20 protein-coding genes are annotated in these 18072 nt (G+C 73.8%); 11 read left to right on the top strand and 9 right to left on the bottom strand.

The window, feature by feature from the left end; translation table 11 throughout:
• Nucleotides 1-8 precede the first annotated feature (8 nt).
• On the top strand, nt 9-182 hold the full coding sequence (locus BM142_RS17555) for a DUF1059 domain-containing protein (protein WP_092201633.1): 174 nt from the start codon (nt 9-11) through the stop codon (nt 180-182).
• 14 nt (nt 183-196) lie between these two features.
• Here the strand turns inward: BM142_RS17555 and BM142_RS17550 are convergent, their stop codons facing one another.
• Entirely contained in the window at nt 197-1120 is a 924-nt protein-coding gene (locus BM142_RS17550) for an aldo/keto reductase (protein WP_092201631.1), read from the bottom strand.
• Nucleotides 1121-1401: 281 nt separating this feature from the next.
• Between BM142_RS17550 and BM142_RS17545 the strand changes: the two genes are divergently transcribed.
• Both BM142_RS17545 and BM142_RS17540 read left to right on the top strand, forming a co-directional pair.
• Nucleotides 1402-1686, top strand: coding sequence for an HU family DNA-binding protein (locus tag BM142_RS17545; RefSeq protein WP_092201629.1), 285 nt, complete (start codon nt 1402-1404; stop codon nt 1684-1686).
• 200 nt (nt 1687-1886) lie between these two features.
• Nucleotides 1887-3143 (top strand): serine hydrolase domain-containing protein, encoded by a 1257-nt coding sequence (locus BM142_RS17540; protein ID WP_092201627.1) that lies wholly within the window; start codon nt 1887-1889, stop codon nt 3141-3143.
• 112 nt (nt 3144-3255) lie between these two features.
• Here BM142_RS17540 and BM142_RS17535 read toward each other — a convergent pair whose 3' ends face one another.
• Nucleotides 3256-3717, bottom strand: a complete 462-nt coding sequence (locus BM142_RS17535; protein ID WP_092201625.1) for a MaoC family dehydratase — start codon at nt 3715-3717, stop codon at nt 3256-3258.
• 77 nt (nt 3718-3794) lie between these two features.
• Between BM142_RS17535 and folP the strand changes: the two genes are divergently transcribed.
• The 4 genes from folP (at nt 3795) to BM142_RS17515 (ending at nt 7352) form a co-directional block, all read left to right on the top strand.
• Nucleotides 3795-4655, top strand: coding sequence for a dihydropteroate synthase (folP, locus tag BM142_RS17530; RefSeq protein WP_092201623.1), 861 nt, complete (start codon nt 3795-3797; stop codon nt 4653-4655).
• Nucleotides 4656-4764: 109 nt separating this feature from the next.
• Nucleotides 4765-5148, top strand: coding sequence for a VOC family protein (locus BM142_RS17525; protein ID WP_092201621.1), 384 nt, complete (start codon nt 4765-4767; stop codon nt 5146-5148).
• 97 nt (nt 5149-5245) lie between these two features.
• Nucleotides 5246-5671: a PaaI family thioesterase gene (locus BM142_RS17520; RefSeq protein WP_092201619.1), complete on the top strand. Its 426-nt coding sequence runs from the start codon at nt 5246-5248 to the stop codon at nt 5669-5671.
• Nucleotides 5672-5759: 88 nt separating this feature from the next.
• Nucleotides 5760-7352 carry a 4-coumarate--CoA ligase family protein gene (locus tag BM142_RS17515; RefSeq protein ID WP_092201618.1) on the top strand — a complete coding sequence of 531 codons (1593 nt, stop codon included), beginning with the start codon at nt 5760-5762 and terminating at the stop codon, nt 7350-7352.
• Nucleotides 7353-7478: 126 nt separating this feature from the next.
• Here the strand turns inward: BM142_RS17515 and BM142_RS17510 are convergent, their stop codons facing one another.
• Nucleotides 7479-8450, bottom strand: a complete 972-nt coding sequence (locus BM142_RS17510; RefSeq protein WP_092201616.1) for an AraC family transcriptional regulator — start codon at nt 8448-8450, stop codon at nt 7479-7481.
• 154 nt (nt 8451-8604) lie between these two features.
• Between BM142_RS17510 and BM142_RS17505 the strand changes: the two genes are divergently transcribed.
• The 4 genes from BM142_RS17505 (at nt 8605) to BM142_RS17490 (ending at nt 12112) form a co-directional block, all read left to right on the top strand.
• Complete coding sequence (locus BM142_RS17505; protein WP_092201614.1) at nt 8605-9273, top strand: NAD(P)-dependent oxidoreductase; 669 nt, start codon at nt 8605-8607, stop codon at nt 9271-9273.
• A gap of 90 nt (nt 9274-9363) precedes the next feature.
• The gene (locus tag BM142_RS17500; RefSeq protein ID WP_092201613.1) at nt 9364-10356 is read left to right on the top strand and encodes an NAD(P)H-quinone oxidoreductase; all 993 of its coding nucleotides are present in this window, start codon (nt 9364-9366) and stop codon (nt 10354-10356) included.
• Between the two features lie 47 nt (nt 10357-10403).
• Entirely contained in the window at nt 10404-10952 is a 549-nt protein-coding gene (locus tag BM142_RS17495) for a bacterial proteasome activator family protein (RefSeq protein WP_092201611.1), read from the top strand.
• A 155-nt stretch (nt 10953-11107) separates the two neighbouring features.
• Nucleotides 11108-12112 (top strand): type IV toxin-antitoxin system AbiEi family antitoxin domain-containing protein, encoded by a 1005-nt coding sequence (locus BM142_RS17490; RefSeq protein WP_092201609.1) that lies wholly within the window; start codon nt 11108-11110, stop codon nt 12110-12112.
• Between the two features lie 149 nt (nt 12113-12261).
• Here BM142_RS17490 and BM142_RS17485 read toward each other — a convergent pair whose 3' ends face one another.
• The 6 genes from BM142_RS17485 to BM142_RS17460 all read right to left on the bottom strand — a co-directional run bounded on the left by BM142_RS17485 (nt 12262) and on the right by BM142_RS17460 (nt 17895).
• A complete protein-coding gene (locus tag BM142_RS17485; protein ID WP_254791047.1) occupies nt 12262-13908 on the bottom strand; it encodes a methyl-accepting chemotaxis protein in 1647 nt (548 codons plus the stop codon).
• Nucleotides 13909-14011: 103 nt separating this feature from the next.
• Nucleotides 14012-14815, bottom strand: a complete 804-nt coding sequence (locus tag BM142_RS17480) for an HAD family hydrolase (protein ID WP_092201607.1) — start codon at nt 14813-14815, stop codon at nt 14012-14014.
• Nucleotides 14816-14826: 11 nt separating this feature from the next.
• The gene (locus BM142_RS17475) at nt 14827-15735 is read right to left on the bottom strand and encodes an HAD family hydrolase (RefSeq protein WP_092201605.1); all 909 of its coding nucleotides are present in this window, start codon (nt 15733-15735) and stop codon (nt 14827-14829) included.
• A complete protein-coding gene (gene serS / locus BM142_RS17470; RefSeq protein WP_092201603.1) occupies nt 15732-17027 on the bottom strand; it encodes a serine--tRNA ligase in 1296 nt (431 codons plus the stop codon). The genes BM142_RS17475 and serS overlap by 4 nt, the downstream gene beginning before the upstream one ends.
• A gap of 38 nt (nt 17028-17065) precedes the next feature.
• A complete protein-coding gene (locus tag BM142_RS17465) occupies nt 17066-17524 on the bottom strand; it encodes a MarR family winged helix-turn-helix transcriptional regulator (RefSeq protein ID WP_175527329.1) in 459 nt (152 codons plus the stop codon).
• Nucleotides 17521-17895 carry a cupin domain-containing protein gene (locus BM142_RS17460; protein WP_092201599.1) on the bottom strand — a complete coding sequence of 125 codons (375 nt, stop codon included), beginning with the start codon at nt 17893-17895 and terminating at the stop codon, nt 17521-17523. The genes BM142_RS17465 and BM142_RS17460 overlap by 4 nt, the downstream gene beginning before the upstream one ends.
• Between the last annotated feature and the right edge of the window lie 177 nt (nt 17896-18072).

Here is an 18072-nt window from a genome sequence, read left to right as displayed (position 1 = left end):
CCCACCCCATGAAGACCTTCGCCTGCGGGGACGTCATCCCCGGCTGCGGCGCCCGCTTCACCGCCGCCGACGAGGACGGCATCTTCGGTCAGGTCGCCGGCCACGCGGCCGCCGACCACGGCGTCACCGACATCACCCCCGAGCTGGTCCAGGCCGTCCGGGAGCGCATCCAGACCGTCTGAGGCAGCCCGCCCCGTCACGCGGAGGCGTCGTCCAGGGCCTGGCGTTCGTCGTCGGCGAGCGCCAGGTCCTGCATCGGCAGCAGGTCGGCCAGCTGCTCGACGGTCCGCGCGCTGGCGATCGGCGCGACGACGGTCGGCCGGTCGGCCAGCCAGCGCAGCGCGACGGCCGGCATCGCGACCCCGTGCGCGCCGGCGATCTCCGCCAGTGCCGTCAGCACGCGGTCGCCCCGCTTCCCGACGTACATCGACGCCCCCTCGGCCCGCGGCGAGTCGACCTGCTCCCCGGCCCGGTACTTCCCGGTCAGGAACCCCTTGGCCAGGCTGTAGTAGGGCAGCGTGCCCATGTCCTGCGCCGTCACGACGTCGCGCAGCTCGCCCTCGAACTCGGACCGCTCCATCAGGTTGTAGTGCATCTGCAGCGCCGTGAACCGGGCGGCGCCGAGCCGGTCGGACGTCTGCAGCGCCTCGGTCAGCCGCGCCGCCGAGTAGTTCGACGCCGCCAGGTGCCGCACCTTGCCGGCCTGCACCAGCTCCTCGAAGGCGGCCATCGTCTCCTCGAGCGGCGTGGTCGGGTCGTCCCAGTGCGCGTAGTACAGGTCGATGGTGTCGACCTGCAGGTTGCGCAGCGACCGCTCGGCCGCGGCCCGGATCTCCGCCGCGGCGAGCGGGTGTTCCTTGCCGGTGCGGGAGGCCTTGGTGGCCACCAGGACGCGGTCGCGCACCCCGCGCGAGGCCATCCAGTCGCCGATGATCTGCTCCGAGCGGCCGGCGTTGTAGGACTCGGCCGTGTCGACGAAGGGCCGCAGCGGCGACGGCGTGGCGTCCAGGAACCGGTCCAGCACGGCGAAGGACGTCGGTTCGTCCGCCGTCCAGCCGAAGACGTTCCCGCCCAGGCAGAGGTCGCTCACGGTCAGGTCGGTACCGGGCAGCTGCGGCATTCCCCCACGGTAGGCACGGGGTGTCCCCCTCCCCACCTGCAGGTCGACGACGTCGTGGGGCGGATGGGGCCAGCGGGTCGGCTGCAGGCCCTCTGGAGACCCCTGGGTGGCCAGACCGCGGGACGGCATGGCACGGTGCCCGGGGCCCACTTTCCCGGAATTCCGGGAGAGCGAGCCCGCCGCGCGCTCCGCGCACGGGCACCGGGAGACCCCCGCAGGGGGCCGGAACCGGCCGCGTGCCGAGCCCTGGCACCTGCCACCGCACACACGAGAGGAACCTCATGAACAAGGCCGAACTGGTCTCCGCCATCGCCAAGCGCGCCGACGTCCCGGCCTCGACCGTGGACTCGGTCCTCGCCGGGCTGCAGGACGAGCTCGTCGACGCGATCACCCGTGGCGAGAAGGTCGCCGTCTCCGGCCTGCTGACCGTCGAGCGCACGCAGCGCTCGGCGCGCACCGGCCGCAACCCGCAGACCGGCGAGTCGATCGACATCCCCGCCGCCAACACCGTCAAGGTGACCGCCGGCTCGAACCTCAAGAAGGCCGCCAGCTCCGTCCCGGTCTGATGGAGGACCCCGTCCCCCTCACCCTTCGCACGCTCAGGGCGAGCCTCCGGACGGGGCCGACGGCGGGCCCCTCCAAGGGGGCCGCGTCCCGCCGCCGGGCGGCTGCCTGACCCGTGTGGTCCGGCCCACAGCGTCGTGGGTCAGGATGCGGGTGCAGGTGCCGTCCGGCGGCGGACGGCGTCGTGGGGACTGGAGGCACCGTGGGCAGTGATCTGACCGTCAGCACCGACCCGGCCGAGGTGGGCTTCGATCCCGCCCGGCTGGCCCGGATCGACCGCAGGCTGGCCCGGTGGGTGGACGACGGGCAGCTGCCCGGCTTCCTGGTCACCGTCGCCCGGCGCGGCGCCCTCGTGCACGTCGGCCGGCAGGGGCTGCGCGACGTCGAGCAGGGGCTGCCGGTGGAGGAGGACACCCGCTGGCGGATCTTCTCCATGACCAAGCCGGTCACCTCGGTCGCGGCGATGATGCTGTACGAGGAGGGCGCCTTCGAGCTGTCGGACCCGATCGCGAAGTGGCTGCCGGAGTTCGCCGACACGCGGGTCTACGTGGCCGGGTCGACGATGAAGCCGGTCACCGCCCCGCAGGTCGAGCCGATCCGGGTGTGGCACCTGCTCACGCACACCTCCGGGCTGACCTACGGCTTCCACCACGCCCACCCCGTGGACGCGATGTACCGGGCGATGGGGCACGAGTGGGGCACCCCGCCCGGCGCCGACTCCGCCGAGCTGGTGCGGCAGTGGGCGTCGGTCCCGCTGGTCTTCCAGCCGGGCAGCGAGTGGAACTACGGCGTCTCCACCGACGTCCTCGGCCGGCTCGTGGAGGTGCTCTCCGGGCAGACCCTCGGCGAGTTCTTCGAGCAGCGCATCTTCGCCCCGCTGGGCATGCGGGACACGTCCTTCGGGCTGCGTCCCGACGACGACCAGGAGTCCCTGGCCAAGCTGTACCTGGCGGCGCCCGGGCAGCCCGGGGGCGCGGCGACCGGGATGACGTTCAACGCCGCCTTCGACGCCGGGGCCCGCAGCACGCCGGCGTTCCAGTCCGGCGGCGGCGGGCTGGTGTCCACCGCCGGGGACTACCTGCGGTTCGTCGAGCTGCTGCGCCGCGGGGGCTCCTACGACGGCGGCCGGCTGCTCGGCCCGCGGACCATCGCGCACATGGTCCGCAACCACCTGCCCGGCAACGCCGACCTGGAGACGTTCGGCCGGCCACTGTTCGCCGAGACGCCGTTGCGCGGGGTGGGCTTCGGGCTGGGGTTCTCGATGATCATCGACCCGGCCCGGTACGGCGTGGTGTCCAGCGCGGGCGACTACAGCTGGGGCGGGGCGGCGTCCACGGCGTTCTACGTCGACCCGGTCGAGGACGTCACGGTGACCTTCTACACGCAGCTGCTGCCGTCGAGCACGCTGCCGATCCGCAACCACCTGCGGCAGCTGGTCAACCAGGCCCTGGTGGACTGAGCCCCCGCCCGGCCCGGGCCACGATCAGGGACCCTGATCATCGAGCGTCCTCCCTCACGTTCTGCGGTGAGGGAGGACGCTGCATGATCAGGTCAGCTGATCATCGACGGCGTCACAGGTAGCGGCGGTAGACCACCGTGGCGACCATCGCCGGCTTGGTACCGCCCTCGATCTCCATGGTGACGCCGAGGTTCATGGCGATCCCGCCCTCGAACGGCGTCGCGGCCTCCAGGGTGGCGCCGGCGCGCACGCGGGCCCCGACGGGCACCGGGGACGGGAAGCGCACCTTCTCGGTGCCGTAGTTGACGCCCATCCGGAAGCCGGTGATCTCGATGATCTGCGGCACCAGCGACGGGATCAGCGACAGGGTCAGGTAGCCGTGCGCGATCGGGCCGCCGAACGGGCTCTCCCGCGCCGCCCGCTCCGGGTCCACGTGGATCCACTGGTGGTCGCCGGTGGCGTCGGCGAAGCGGTCCACCTGCTCCTGGGTGATCTCCACCCAGTCGCTGTGGCCCAGGTGCTGCCCGACCAGGCTCTGCACGCCCTCGACGCCGTCGACGGTGGTGTGCGCCATGTGGCCCCTCTCCTTCGATCCCCGCGAGTTCTGGTTGGCTGACTCCACCACATCGGCGACGGCGAGGAGGGGACGGGTTGCTCCGGATCGGTGCGCTGGACGTCCCCGACGGCGCGTTCGTGCTGATGGCGATCGTGAACCGGACACCCGACTCGTTCTACGACCGCGGCGCCACCTACGCCATGGCCTCGGCCCTGGAGCGGGTGGACCGCGTGGTCGCCGACGGGGCGGACATGGTGGACGTCGGCGGGGTGAAGGCGGCCCCGGGCGAGGAGGTCTCCCCCGCCGAGGAGATCCGCCGCACCGTCGACCTGGTCGCCGCGATCCGCGCCGCGCACCCGACGCTGCCGATCTCCATCGACACCTGGCGGGCAGAGGTGGCGACGGAAGTGCTCGCCGCCGGCGCCGACGTGGTCAACGACGCCTGGGGCGGCGTGGACCCGGACCTGGCGGAGGTCGCCGCCGCGGCGGGCGCCGGGATCGTCTGCACGCACGCCGGCGGGCTGCCGCCGCGCACCCGCCCGCACCGGGTGGCCTACGACGACGTCGTCGCCGACATCGCCGGGCGGACGACGGCGCTGGCCGAGGCCGCCGTCGCGGCGGGGGTGGACCGCGACCGCGTGCTGATCGACCCCGGGCACGACTTCGGCAAGAACACCCGGCACTCGCTGGAGGCCACCCGGCGCCTGGACGAGCTGGTCGCGACGGGCTGGCCGGTGCTGGTGGCCCTGTCGAACAAGGACTTCGTCGGTGAGACCCTCGGCGTCCCGCTCGGGGAGCGGCTCACCGGCACCCTGGCCGCGACCGCCGTCAGCGCGTGGCTGGGTGCCCGGGTGTTCCGCGCGCACGACGTCGCCCCCACCCGGCAGACGCTGGACATGGTCGCCTCGATCCGCGGCACCCGCCCGCCGGTCCGCACCGTCCGCGGCCTCGCCTAGGACGGCACCCGGCGGGCGTTCCGGAACGGGGCCGGAAGCCCTGGCGGCCCTCTCGCGCCGGGTCTAGCGTCCGCCGCGTCAGAGCCAGGACGGTCGCGGAGGTGGCGTCATGAGCGGTCGGGTCGTGCACTTCGAGGTCCCGTTCGACGACGGTGACCGGGCACGGAGCTTCTACGCGGAGGCCTTCGGCTGGCAGACCATGGAGATGCCGGGGATGGGCTACACGATCGTGATGTCCGGCCCCAGCGACGACAACGGGCCGACCGAGGCCGGCTTCATCAACGGCGGCCTGCTCTCGCGCACGGATGCGGCGCACAGCGGGCCGGTGGTCGTCGTCGACGTGGACAGCATCGACGACTCGCTGGCCCGGATAGGCGAACTCGGCGGCTCCACCGTGGTCGGCCGCACACCGGTCGGCGACATGGGCTTCGCGGCCTACTTCACCGATCCCGAGGGCAACGTCATGGGTCTCTGGGAGACCGCCCGCGGCTGACGCCGTCGTCGTCCTCGCCAGGCGGTCGTCGTCCGCGGCGCACACCGCGTGGAGGACCGCCGCAGGGTGGGGAGGACCGGTCGCTAGGTTGCCGGGCATGGCCGCCACCGGGTTCCTCACCGCCGACGAGCTCAACGCCCTCCTCCCCGGCACGCTGCCCGGGCTGCTGGGCATCGTCATCGACACCCACGAGCGCGGGCGGCTGACCAGCCACCTCGACGTCCGCCCGGAGCTGCTGGCGCCCAACGGCTACCTGCACGCCGGCACCGTCGTCACGCTCGCCGACACCAGCTGCGGGCTGCCCACCCGCGCGCTGCTGCCCGAGGGCTCCAGCGGCTTCACCACGCTGGAACTGAAGAGCAACCACCTGAGCACCGCCCGCGAGGGGCGGATCACGTGCACCGCCACGAACGTGCACGCCGGGCGGACGACGCAGGTCTGGGACGCCGTGGTGACGAACGCGGAGTCCGGGAAGACGATCGCGCTGTTCCGCTGCACGCAGTCGGTCCTCTGGCCGCGGTGACCCGGCACGAACTGGCGGGTAACCCCCTTGTGGCGCCGGACACCCCAGGTGTGAGACTGGCGCCACACCAGCACTGAGGAGGAGCACCGTGGCCCTGGCCAGCCCGTATCCCGACGTCGAGATCCCGAACCTGTCGGTGCCCGAGTTCGTCCTGGCGGCCGGCAAGGAGCGTCCCGACGCCCCCGCCCTGATCGACGGCCTCAAGGGCGACGTGATCACCCACGGTCAGCTGGCCGCCTACGTCGACCGGGTCGCCGCCAACCTGCACGCGCGCGGGCTGCGCAAGGACGACGTCGTCGCCGTGTTCTGCCCGAACACCCCGTGGTTCCCGGTGGTCTTCCACGGCATCGCCGCCGCCGGCTGCGTGATGAGCCCGATCAACTCCCTCTACACGCCCGACGAGATCGCCTTCCAGCTGAAGGACTCCGGCGCCAAGGTCCTGATCACCATCTCGCTGTTCCTGGACCGCGCGAAGGCCGCGGCCGAGAAGTCGCCGGTCGACGAGATCGTCGTCCTCGACGGCGCCGAGGGGCACGCCAACCTGTTCGACCTGCTCGGCGAAGACGCCCCGAGCGTCCAGGTGGACATCGACCCCGCCAACGACCTGGTCACGCTGCCGTACTCCAGCGGCACGACCGGCCTGCCCAAGGGCGTCATGCTCACCCACCGCAACCTGGTGGCGAACGTGGCGCAGTGCCGGCCGCTGATCGACTTCGGCCCGGACGAGCGGATCATCGCCGTCCTGCCGTTCTTCCACATCTACGGCCTGACCGTGCTCATGAACCAGGGCCTGGCCTGGGGCGGCGCGGTGGTGACCCTGCCCCGGTTCGACCTCGAGGACTTCCTGCGCACCATCCAGGACCAGAAGATCACCCGGGCGTTCGTGGCGCCGCCGATCCTGCTGGCCATGGCCAAGCACCCGCTGGTCGACGAGTACGACCTGTCGTCGCTGACCTCCATCCTCTCCGGCGCCGCCCCGCTGGACGAGCAGCTGGCGCTGGCCGCCCAGAACCGGCTCCGCAAGGGCGCCGACACCGGCGTCTCCGTGGCCCAGGGGTACGGCATGACCGAGCTCTCGCCGGTCTCGCACACCACCCCCGACATCGGCTGCGAGCCGCCCGGCGCCGGTCAGCCGCCCAAGGGGTCTGTGGGCTACGCCCTCCCCAACACCGAGTGCCGGCTGATCGACCCGGGAACGGGCCAGGACGCCGCAGCCGGCGAGCGCGGTGAGCTGTGGGTCCGCGGCCCCCAGGTGATGAAGGGCTACCTCAACAACGCCGAGGCCACCGCGCACACCCTGGACGACGACGGCTGGCTGCACACCGGGGACGTCGCGATCGTGGACGAGACCGGCGCCTACACCGTCGTCGACCGCGTCAAGGAGCTCATCAAGTACAAGGGCTACCAGGTGGCGCCGGCCGAGCTCGAGGCCGTGCTGATCGGCCACGACGAGATCGCCGACGCCGCGGTGATCGGCGTCCCGGACAAGGAGAGCGGCGAGGAGCTGCCCAAGGCGTTCGTCGTCCGCGCGCCCGGGTCGGAGCTGACGGAGGAGGCGGTCATGGAGTACATGGCCGTCAAGGTCGCCCCGCACAAGAAGGTGCGCTTCGTCGAGTTCATCGACGCGGTGCCGAAGTCGGCCGCCGGCAAGATCCTGCGCAAGGACCTCAAGGCCCGCTGAGCGTCTGACGACGGCGCCGCGTCCCCTCCCAGGGGCGCGGCGCCGTCGCACGTCCGGGGGGCGCGGCGCCGTCGCACGTCCGGACCGGCGGCCGCCGGGCGCGGGGCGAGCGGCCTGCCCGGCCGGTCACCGCGTGGGCGGACCCGACCGCCCGGGCTGCCCCGCGCCGGCCCGCACCGACACGGGCGGGACGCCGACCACCCGCTTGTAGGCCCGGGAGAACGCGGCCTCCGACTCGTAGCCCAGCGTCCGGGCCAGCTCGTTGACGCGGGCTCCGCGGCCGAGCGCGGCAGTGGCCAGGTGCATCCGCCACCGGGTCACGTAGCGCAGCGCGGGCTCCCCGGCGAGCTCGGTGAACCGGGCGGCGAACGCCGAACGCGACATCCGGGTCTCGCGGGCCAGCCGGTCCAGCGTCCACGGCGCGCCCGGTTCCCGGTGCACCGCCGTCACCGCCCGCCCCAGCTGGGGGTCGCGGAGGGCGCGCAGCCAGCCGGGGCTGCTGCCCCCGGTGTCCAGCCAGCCGCGGATGGCCTGGACGACGATGACGTCGGCGAGCCGGGTCACCACCGCCTCCGCGCCGGGGCGGTCCTCGCGCACCTCGTCGGCGATCATGCCCAGCAGCACCGACAGCCAGCCGGCCCGCGCGTCACCGGACTCGATCAGCAGCACCGGGGGCAGCAGGTCGAGCAGGTGGACCGCCCCGGGCCGCTCCGGTTCGACCACCCCGCAGATCAGCCGGGACGGCGCCCCGCCGCCGTCGACCCGCAGCACCGAGTAGTGCTCGCCGAGGTAGTCCTGCGGCAGCAGATCGGCCCGGCCCGCGATTGGCGCGGCCGGGTCGCTGCGCAGCAGGTGACCGCGCCCGTGCGGCACGAGCGCGAGATCCCCGGCCCGCAGCTCGTGCAGGTTCCCGTCGACCTCGAGCAGGCAGCTGCCCTCGGTCACCACGTGGAAGCTCATGCACCCGGCCAGCGCCGGCATCTCCACGCCCCACGGCGCGCGGCCCTCGGCCCGGCAGTAGAACGTCCCGCGGATCCGGAGGTCGCCGAGCACGTCCCCGAGGGGGTCGACGGGGGACCACGGCTGGGGACCTGCCATGCGGCCCAGCCTGGCCCGCCACCGATCGGACGTCCAGGTCTGCTGGACGAACGGTCATGGAACCTGGATCCAGGGGCGTTCTCCCTGCTCTCCGTCCGCGCCATCGTGGATGCACGCCGATCGATCCGGTCGGCACCACCGGAGGGAGCGGGTCATGCGGGTACTGGTCGTGGGTGCGACGGGCGGATCGGGGACGGCGGCGGTGGAGGCGCTGCTGGCGGACGGGCACGAGGTGACGGCGTTCGCCCGGCGGGCGAGCAGGGTGTTCGGCGGGCGGAGCGGCGTCCGGGCCGTGGACGGCGACGCGACGGTCGCCGCGGACGTCGAGCGCGCGGTCGGCGACCAGGACGCCGTCGTCGTGACCCTGGGCATCAGCGAGAACACGCTCAAGGTGCGGCTGCTCGGCAGCTCGGGCACACCGATGGACGTCCGGTCGCGCGGAACGGCCCTGGTGGCCGCAGCCATGCGCGAGGGCGGGGTGCGCCGGCTGGTCGTGCAGAGCTCCTACGGCGTCGGGCCGACCAGGGACCTGCTCCCGCTGACCAGCCGGGTGGTCTTCGCCCTGATGATCCGGCAGCAGATCCAGGACAGCGAGCGGCAGGAACGCGTCGTGCGCGACAGCGGGCTGGACTGGACGATCGTCCAGCCGGTCTACCTCACCGACGGCGACGAGCCGGCCGCCCGCTCGACGACGGGTGACGTGCAGGGCATGAAGGTGTCCCGGCGGGCGGTGGGCGCGGCGCTGGCCGGGCTGGCCACGGGGACCGCAGACATCGGCGCGACCGTCACCCTCTCGGGCGCCCCGGTGCCGGCCCGGGCCTGACGCCGGACAGCCCCGCGCGGGGCGGGCGGGGGGACGCCTCCTCCCCGCTCACCCGCCCCGGCACCGGGCACGGGGCCCTAGGGTCGGGGCATGCGTGCGGTGACGGTGACCGAGTCCGGCGGACCCGAGGTGCTCACCTGGGCGGAGGTGCCCGATCCGGTGTGCGGCCCCGGGGAGGTGCTCGTCGACGTCGCGGCGACGGCGGTGAACCGGGCGGACCTGCTCCAGCGGCAGGGCTTCTACCCGCCACCGAAGGGCGCCAGCGAGATCCTCGGCCTGGAGTGCAGCGGGGTGATCAGCGAGGTCGGCGAGGGCGTGACCGGCTGGTCGGTCGGCGACGAGGTGTGCGCGCTGCTGGCCGGTGGCGGCTACGCCGAACGGGTCGCCGTCCCGGCCGGGCAGCTGCTCCCCCGGCCCTCGGGGGTCGAGCTGGCCACCGCCGCCGCCCTCCCCGAGGTGACCTGCACGGTGTGGTCCAACGTGTTCCTGCTCGCCGGGCTGCGGCGGGGGGAGAGCTTCCTGGTGCACGGCGGGTCCAGCGGCATCGGCACGATGGCCATCCAGTTGGCCGCCCGCGCCGGCGCGCAGGTGCTCACCACGGCGGGGACGGCGGCCAAGCTCGACGTCTGCCGCGAACTGGGCGCCGACGTGGGCATCAACTACCGCGACGAGGACTTCGTCGAGAAGGTCCGCGAGGCCACCGACGGCCGCGGGGTCGACGTCGTCCTGGACAACATGGGCGGCAAGTACCTGGCCCGCAACGTCGACGCGCTCGCCGTCGGGGGCCGGCTGGTCATCATCGGCATGCAGGGCGGCACGAAGGCCGAGCTGGACATCGCGAAGCTGCTGGGCAAGCGGGCCTCCGTGCATGCGACGACGCTGCGCTCGCGGCCCCCGACGGGCCGGGGCGGCAAGGCCGAGATCGTGGCGGCGGTGCGCCACGACGTGTGGCCCGACGTCGAGCGCGGGGTGGTGCGCCCGATCGTCGACCGACGCCTGCCGATGTCCCGCGCCGCCGAGGCACACCGCACCGTGGAGGCCAGCGAGCACATCGGCAAGGTCCTGCTCCTTCCCGAGGACTGACCGGGGCAGACGTTCGCCCACCGGGCGGCGGGGGCAGGATGGGGCGCATGACTGCACCCGGGAACGGCACCGAGCGCCCCCAGCAGGTCGTCGTCGTGGGCCCCGACGGGCGGCCGGTCGGCGCCCTGCCCATGCCGCAGGACGACGACGACCGCGAGGGAGCAGCCGACGTCGGCGACATGGTGGAGCAGCCCGCCAAGGTCATGCGGATCGGCACGATGATCAAGCAGCTGCTGGAGGAGGTGCGGGCCGCTCCCCTGGACGACGCCAGCCGCAACCGGCTCCGGGACATCCACGCCAAGTCCATCCACGAGCTCGAGGACGGCCTGTCGCCCGAGCTGCGGGACGAGCTGGAGCGGATCACCCTGCCGTTCACCGAGGGCGAGACGCCGTCCGACGCCGAGCTGCGGATCGCCCAGGCCCAGCTGGTCGGGTGGCTGGAGGGGGTGTTCCACGGCATCCAGACGGCGATCTTCGCCCAGCAGATGGCCGCCCGTGCCCAGCTGGAGGAGGTCCGCCGCCGGGCCCTGCCCGGTGGTCAGCCGCCCGCCGGCCAGCAGCCGGACTTCCGCCCCGGCGGCGGCCAGTACCTGTAGGTCGGGTCCGGCTGGGATCAGGTGCCCTGATCGTCGGGCGTCCTCCCGCACCGTGTGCCGTGCGGGAGGACGCCGCGGGCTGTGGGTGGACGGCGGTTGTCCACAGATCCTCCCGGGCCGTTCCGCACCGCCGGCGAGCTTCCGAGACTCGTGGGGTGCATCCCCTCCTGGAGTCCGCCGCGCGACGCCGTGGCGGCGTCTTCACCGTCGCCGACGCCCGCCGCGCCGGCTACCGCCCCGACCAGATCCGTGCGTCCGTCGTCTCGGGCGCGTGGCACAGGCTGCGCCGCGGGATCTACGTGACTGCCGCGGCGTGGGCCGCAGCAGCCGGCGCGCGCGATCGCCACCTCCTGGTCGCCATCGCAGCGCTGACCGCCCTGGGCCGGGGGCCGGTGCTCAGCCACTCCTCCGCCGCCCGGTACCACGGCCTGGAACTCCCCCGACGGGTCGACGAGGTCGTCCGGCTGACCCATCCCGACGACTGGCGCACCGGCAACGGGTACCGGATCGCCGCGGCCGCGCTGCCAGGGGAGGACGTCGTCGACACCGGCGTCTTCCCGGTGACGGCCGTCGCGCGCACACTGGTCGACTGCGCCAGGGAGTGGTCCCCCGTCGACGCCGTCGTGGCGATCGACGCCGCCATCTTCAAGAAGCTCGTGCGCCGGACGGAGCTGACGGCCGCGGTGCTGCAGCAGCGCCACTGGCTCGGCATCGGGCAGGCGGCCCGGGCCCTGGGGCTGGCCGACGGCAGGGCCGAGTCCCCGCTCGAGACGCGCGGACGGCTGGCGCTCCTGGACGCCGGGCTGCCCCTCCCCGAGCTGCAGGTCGACCTGCACGGGCCGCGGGGCTTCGTCGCGCGGCTGGACGCCTGGTACGAGGAGGCCGGCGTGGCGGTCGAGTTCGACGGCTTCGTGAAGTACGACGACCCCCGCGACGGACGGACGCCGGCCGAGGTGGCCTGGCAGGAGAAGCGGCGCGAGGACCTGATCCGCGACCTCGACGTGCCGGTCGTCCGGGTCGTCGACGCGGACCTGCCCCGGCTCACCGGCCCCGCCGAGCGGCTCCGGCACCTGCTGGCGCGACCGCGCGGTGGTCCGCGGCGGTTCACGCTGGTCCGCCGGCCGGAGCCCGGGGCCGCGCCCTCGGACGAGGCCGCCTGAGCCCGTCGTCGGGTAGGGGTGTCGTCGTCGGTGCGTCCTCGGCGCGTCCTCGGCGCGTCCTCCCCCACGGCAGAGCGTCCTCCCTCACGGTGTGCGGTGAGGGAGGACGCTCGATGATCAGGTCACCTGATCCCAGCCGGGGCCGGGGGTCACACGGTGAAGCGGGCCACCGCCTCCTGCAGCTCCCCGCTCATCCGGGCCAGCTCACCGGCCGCCCGCTGCGCATCGGCCACCCGCTGGTTGGTCTCCTGCGTCCCCGCCGCCAGACCCGAGATCGCCGCCGCGATGCCCTGCGTCCCGGTCGCCGCCTCGGCCACGTTCCGGTTCATCTCGTTCGTCGTCGCCGTCTGCTCCTCCACCGCCGCCGCGATCGTGGACTGGAAATCGTTGATCTCCGCGATCACCGACGAGATCTGGCTGATCGCATCCACCGCGCCCGCGGTGTCGGCCTGGATCGCCTCCACCCGCTTCGAGATGTCCTCCGTCGCCCGCGCCGTCTCCTGCGCCAGCTCCTTCACCTCGCTGGCCACCACCGCGAAGCCCTTGCCGGCCTCCCCGGCCCGCGCCGCCTCGATCGTGGCGTTCAGCGCCAGCAGGTTCGTCTGCTCCGCGATCCCGTTGATCAGCTTGATCACCGTGGCGATCTCCTGCGAGGAGTCACCCAGCTTGCCCACCGTGCGCGTGGTGTTCTCCGCCACCGACACCGCCTGACCGGCCACCCGCGACGCCTCGGTCGCGTTGTGCGCGATCTCCCGGATCGCCGACTCCATCTGCGACGACCCGGTCGCCACCGTGTCCACGCTGGAGGCCACCGCACCCGCCGAGGCCACCACCTCGTCGGCCTGCCCGGCCGCCGTCTCCGCGTTGCCCCGCATGCCCTCGGCCGCGGCGTTCAGCTGCGTCGACGCCGCCGCCAACCGCGTCGAGGAGTCACCGACCAGCACCAGCACGTTGCCGATCGCGTCCAGCGTCTCGTCCAGCGAGGCAGCCATGTCCTCCAGCTCCGCACCACCGGTCCGCCCGGCGCGCACGGTCAGGTCACCGGCCGCCACCTGACCCAGCACCTCCCGGATCCGCTGCACCGGGCGCGTCACGCCCCGCGAGACCAGCAGCGCCAGGACGACCGAGATCACCAGTCCGACGACCATGATGACGAGGGTCAGGGCCCGGCCCTGGGCGTAGGCGTCCGCGGCCTCGGCGGCGGTGGCCCGCGCATCGGCGGCGGCCGCGGCGGTGGCCGCCGCGATCGACTCCGAGATGACGGCCTCCGTCTCGTTCATCTGGCCGACGATCTGCATCACGACGGTGGGGTCCCCGGCCGTGAGGCCACCCGCCTGCAGCTGGCCCAGCAGGCCGAGGTAGGTCTCGATGGCCGCGCCGAACTCCGCGAAGGAGGCGGCGGCCTCGTCGCCGAGCGACAGCCCCGCGACCGCCTGCATGCCCTCGGTCATGCCCTGCATGACGGCGGCGGCCTCCGCCTGTGCGTTGGCGATGCTCTCCGGCGGGAGGCTCGGGATGGCGGCCCGGGCGGTGTTGGCGGAGAACTCCCACCAGTTCGACTGCAGCGAGCGCAGCGCGTCCAGCGGGACGGCGCCCTCGTTGTAGACGGCCTCGGCCTGGTCGCTGAGCACCGACATCCGTGCGATCCCGAAGGCGCCCACCCCGACCGTGGTCAGCGCGACGACCAGGATGGCGCCGAGCATGCGCGAGCGCAGTCCCAGGGTCGAGCGCCGGGCCGGAACGCCGTCCGCCGCCTGGTCCGTCCCCGCGTAGCCGGCTGCCTGCATCTGATCCATCGGTTCTCGCTCTCCTGAGGCGGCACCCGCCGTGCCCGTCGCTCCGCTTTTCGGCAGGGGAGCGCAGAACTTCAGTCGGCGGCGCCGGAAAAGGGACGAGCGACTACAGCGAGGCGAGGAAGGCGGCCACCCCGTCGTCCTCGTTGCTGCCCGTGACGTCGGTGGCCACGGCCAGGAGGTCGGGGTGGGCGTGGGCCATCGCCACCGCACGGCCGCCGGCGGCGCGGACCCACTCGAACGCGGCGATGTCGTTGGGCATGTCCCCGAACACGACGACGTCCTCCGGGCCCACCCCGTGCCGGGCGGCCACCGTGGCCAGCCCCGAGGCCTTCGTGACACCGGCCGCCGAGATCTCGGCCAGGGCGTCGGACGACGAGTGGGTCACCGTGGCCCGCCCCTCGACGACCTCCTCGACCAGCGCGACGAAGTCGTCCCGGGACAGCCGCTCGTGCCGGGCCAGCAGCTTGGCCACCGGCTGGGCCACCATCTCCTCCAGCGTCGCCTCGGCCACACCGGGAGCGTCGACGTCCCAGCGCGGCCGGTAGATCGGCTCGTGACGGAACTCCAGCCCGTACTCGACCGCGAACCAGGTGTCCGGCTGCCGCCGGCGCAGCTCGGCGGTGACCGACCGGAGGACGTCGGGGTGCACCGGCTCCTCGGCGAGGACGTCGAAGCTCTCCAGGTCCAGGATCACCGCGCCGTTGCAGCAGACCGCGGTGCCGTGGCGCAGGACGTCGCGGATCCGGTACATCCAGCGCGGCGGCCGGCCGGTGGCCAGGACGACGGGCACGCCGCCGTCCCGCCAGCGCTCGAGCTCGGCCACCGTGGCGTCGCTGACGGTGTCGTCCCAGCGCAGCAGCGTGCCGTCCATGTCGCTGGCGATCAGCCGCGGCCTCCAGTCAGACATCGTGCACCCGCTCAGACATCGAGGACCGCCTCCAGGTAGCGGGCGACGCCGTCCGCCTCGTGCCCGCTGGTGACGCCGGTGGCCACCGCGTGGACGGCGGGGTGCGCGTTGGCGACCGCGATCGCCCGCCCCCCGGCGTCGGCCACCGCGGTCAGCATCGGCAGGTCGTTGGGCATGTCCCCGAACACCAGGACGTCACCGAAGCCGACCCCGTAGCGCTCCAGGGCGATCGCCAGCCCGGTGGCCTTGGTGATGCCCGGCGGGAGGACCTCGATGAAACCGAGCCCGGCGTGCGTCACCTCGGCGTCGGCCGGGTCGACGACGCGCTTCGCGCGGGCCAGCAGCTCGTCCTGCCCGAGGGACGAGGAGCGCAGGAACACCTTGAGGACGGCGCCCGGCGGGAGCACCTCGTGCCGGGGCAGCAGGTGCGCCGGCTCCGGGTAGGGCCAGTCGAAGCCGTGCTGCACGCGCAGCGGGCCGGCGATCTCGCTCTGCTCGGAGGCGTCCTCGACCGCCACGATCAGGTCGCCCGCCACGGCCTCGATCCGGTCGATCACCGCCTGCGCCTGGTCGCGCGGCAGCCCGACAGTCCGGAGCACCTCGTCGCGCTCGAGGTCGACGACGAAGCCGCCCTGGGCGAGCACCGCGATGCCGCGGCCGTCGAGCGCGGCGCGCACGCTGTCGACCAGCCGGGGACCGCGCCCGGTGACGCCGACGACGGGGATGCCGGCGTCCCAGCAGGCCTCCAGCGCGGCCCGGGTGCGGGGAGCGACCTCCCCGGAGCTGTCGAGCAGGGTGCCGTCGAGGTCGCTGGCGACGAGCTTGGGCCGCCAGCCGCCCAGCTCGCCCACCTCGATCACCCGGTCGGCATCGGGCAGCACGCCGTAGGCCTTGAGCACCTTCGGCCGCTCCTGGCTCATGCGGGGGGCACCGCGGCCGCGAGCGTCATCCCCGGGGTGAGCTGCTCCACGCCGCCGAGCCAGGGCCGCAGCGCCGTCGGCACGTGCACCGATCCGTCGGCCCGCTGGTGCACCTCGAGCAGGCAGGCGATGGTGCGGGCGATCGCGCACAGCGTGCCGTTGAGCGTGGCTGCCGTCTGCGGCTTGCCGTCCTCGTCCCGGTAGCGGATGGCGAGCCGCCGGGCCTGGAAGGTGGTGCAGTCCGAGGTCGACGTCAGCTCCCGGTAGGTGCCCTGGGTCGGGAACCACGCCTCGATGTCGTACTTGCGCGTCGCGCTGGTGCCCAGGTCGCCGGCGGCGATGTCGACCACGCGGTAGGGCAGCTCGAGGGCCTGGAGGAACTCCTCCTCCCAGGCCAGCAGCCGCAGGTGCTCGGCCGCGGCGTCCTCCGGCCGGCAGAAGCTGAACATCTCGACCTTGTCGAACCAGTGCACCCGGATGATGCCGCGGGTGTCCTTGCCGTAGGAGCCGGCCTCGCGGCGGAAGCAGGACGACCAGCCGGCGTAGCGCCGCGGCCCGGCGGAGAGGTCGAGCACCTCCTTGGCGTGCATGCCGGCCAGCGCCACCTCGGAGGTGCCCACGAGGTAGAGGTCGTCGCGCTCGATCTTGTAGACCTCCTCGTCGTGCTCGCCGAGGAAGCCGGTGCCCTCCATCGCCTCGGGCTTGACCAGGGCCGGGGCGATGACGGGGGTGAACCCGGCGGTGACGGCGCGGCTGATCGCCAGCTGCGCCAGCGCGAACTCCAGCAGCGCGCCGGGGCCGGTGAGGAAGTAGAACCGGGCGCCGGAGACCTTCGCCCCGCGCTCCATGTCGATGGCGCCGAGCGCCTCGCCGATCTCGATGTGGTCGCGCACCGCGAAGTCGTAGGCGGGCACCTCGCCGACGGTCCGCAGGGTGACCGCGTCGTCCTCACCGCCCGGGGGCACCTCGCCGGCGACGACGTTCGGGATCCGCAGGTGCGCCTCGCGCAGCCCGGCGTCGGCCGCCCGCTGCGCCTCCTCGGCCGCCTTGACGTCGGCGGCCAGCGCCTTGGCCCGCTCCAGGACGGCGGGACGTTCCTCGGGGGTGGCCTTCTTGACCGCCTGCGACGCGGTCTTCTGCTCACCCCGCAGGTCGTCGGCGCGCTTGACCGCCTCGCGGCGCGCGGCGTCGGCGGCCAGCAGCGCGTCGACCAGGGACTCGTCGGCGCCCCGGGCACGCTGGCTGGCACGGACGAGGTCGGGGTTCTCGCGCACGAGTCGCAGGTCGATCACGCCCCGATCGTAGGTGGGCCGGTCGCCCTCGCCCGCGTTCAGGCCACCGTGCGCACCGGGGGCAGTGCACCGCCGTGCGCCGAGCGCAGGACCTGCTCCAGGTCCGACCGGAGCCCGGCGAGCCGGGCGCCGCCGATCGCGTCTTCCCACGCTGCCTCGAGCTCGACCCAGATCCGCTCGACCTCGGCGAGCAGCGCCTGCCCGCGCGAGGACAGCCGCACCTGCTTGGCGCGCCCGTCGCCGGGATCCGGCACCCGCTCGACGTAGCCCGCCGCCACCATCCGGTCGACCAGCTTGGACACCGCCTGCTTGCTCGTGCCCAGGACGCCGGGGAGGTCCCCGAGTGACGCCGGTCCCGCACGCAGGGCCAGCAGGAGGAAGCCGAAGGCCGGCCGGACATCGGTCCAGCCGCGCTCGGCCAGCCGCTCGTGCAGCCCGTCGACCAGCTGCCGGTAGGCGATCGCGAAGAGCCTGGCCAGGGGAACGGGCTCGGTCACATCGCCCACGGCGGCGTGAAGGGCGCGCCGTCGGCGAGCTGCGCCTGGCCGCCGACCGGCAGGCAGCAGAGGGCGCGCAACGGCTCCTCGCCGACCGGCGCGAGCGCGAAGGGCACGCCCGGTGGGACGACGACGGCGTCGCCCGGACCTGCGTGGGACAGCTCGTCACCGAGGCGCACCTCGGCTCGGCCGGACAGGACCACGAACACCTCCTCGCGCGTGAGCCGATGAGGGGTTCCGGCCGTTCCGGGCGCGATGTCCACCACCCACACGCTGGTGTCGGTGGTGCCCCTCGCGGGGGACGCCAGCGAGGTGAAACGGGCGCCACCCAGCTCGTGGGTCGGGGTGGCGGGAGCGCGGAGCACGGCCATGGCGGCCTCCTTCGGCGGCGGGGTGGACGGATCATCCCGCCGCGACCCGGGATGGTCAACCGGGTTGACGATCCCGGGCCGTCTAGCTGTACTGACCAGAGACGTTGGTCGAGGACGTGTGACCACGGGATCTGACTGACGGGTCTTGTGGCGGGAGGACCTCCGGACGTGGAGTGG

The sequence above is a fragment of the Blastococcus tunisiensis genome, assembly GCF_900112815.1.
Lineage (GTDB): Bacteria > Actinomycetota > Actinomycetes > Mycobacteriales > Geodermatophilaceae > Blastococcus_B > Blastococcus_B tunisiensis.
This window is presented reverse-complemented; position numbering and strand designations above follow the sequence as displayed.

Excerpts from the sequence above, each read along its gene's own strand:
- BM142_RS17485 (WP_254791047.1), bottom strand. The coding sequence starts at position 13,908 with ATGGATCAGATGCAGGCAGCCGGCTACGCGGGGACGGACCAGGCGGCG.
- BM142_RS17525 (WP_092201621.1), top strand. The coding sequence starts at position 4,765 with ATGAGCGGTCGGGTCGTGCACTTCGAGGTCCCGTTCGACGACGGTGAC.
- BM142_RS17475 (WP_092201605.1), bottom strand. The coding sequence starts at position 15,735 with ATGAGCCAGGAGCGGCCGAAGGTGCTCAAGGCCTACGGCGTGCTGCCC.
- BM142_RS17555 (WP_092201633.1), top strand. The coding sequence starts at position 9 with ATGAAGACCTTCGCCTGCGGGGACGTCATCCCCGGCTGCGGCGCCCGC.
- BM142_RS17520 (WP_092201619.1), top strand. The coding sequence starts at position 5,246 with ATGGCCGCCACCGGGTTCCTCACCGCCGACGAGCTCAACGCCCTCCTC.
- BM142_RS17550 (WP_092201631.1), bottom strand. The coding sequence starts at position 1,120 with ATGCCGCAGCTGCCCGGTACCGACCTGACCGTGAGCGACCTCTGCCTG.
- BM142_RS17495 (WP_092201611.1), top strand. The coding sequence starts at position 10,404 with ATGACTGCACCCGGGAACGGCACCGAGCGCCCCCAGCAGGTCGTCGTC.
- BM142_RS17535 (WP_092201625.1), bottom strand. The coding sequence starts at position 3,717 with ATGGCGCACACCACCGTCGACGGCGTCGAGGGCGTGCAGAGCCTGGTC.
- BM142_RS17510 (WP_092201616.1), bottom strand. The coding sequence starts at position 8,450 with ATGGCAGGTCCCCAGCCGTGGTCCCCCGTCGACCCCCTCGGGGACGTG.
- BM142_RS17500 (WP_092201613.1), top strand. The coding sequence starts at position 9,364 with ATGCGTGCGGTGACGGTGACCGAGTCCGGCGGACCCGAGGTGCTCACC.
- BM142_RS17460 (WP_092201599.1), bottom strand. The coding sequence starts at position 17,895 with ATGGCCGTGCTCCGCGCTCCCGCCACCCCGACCCACGAGCTGGGTGGC.
- BM142_RS17505 (WP_092201614.1), top strand. The coding sequence starts at position 8,605 with ATGCGGGTACTGGTCGTGGGTGCGACGGGCGGATCGGGGACGGCGGCG.
- BM142_RS17545 (WP_092201629.1), top strand. The coding sequence starts at position 1,402 with ATGAACAAGGCCGAACTGGTCTCCGCCATCGCCAAGCGCGCCGACGTC.
- BM142_RS17480 (WP_092201607.1), bottom strand. The coding sequence starts at position 14,815 with ATGTCTGACTGGAGGCCGCGGCTGATCGCCAGCGACATGGACGGCACG.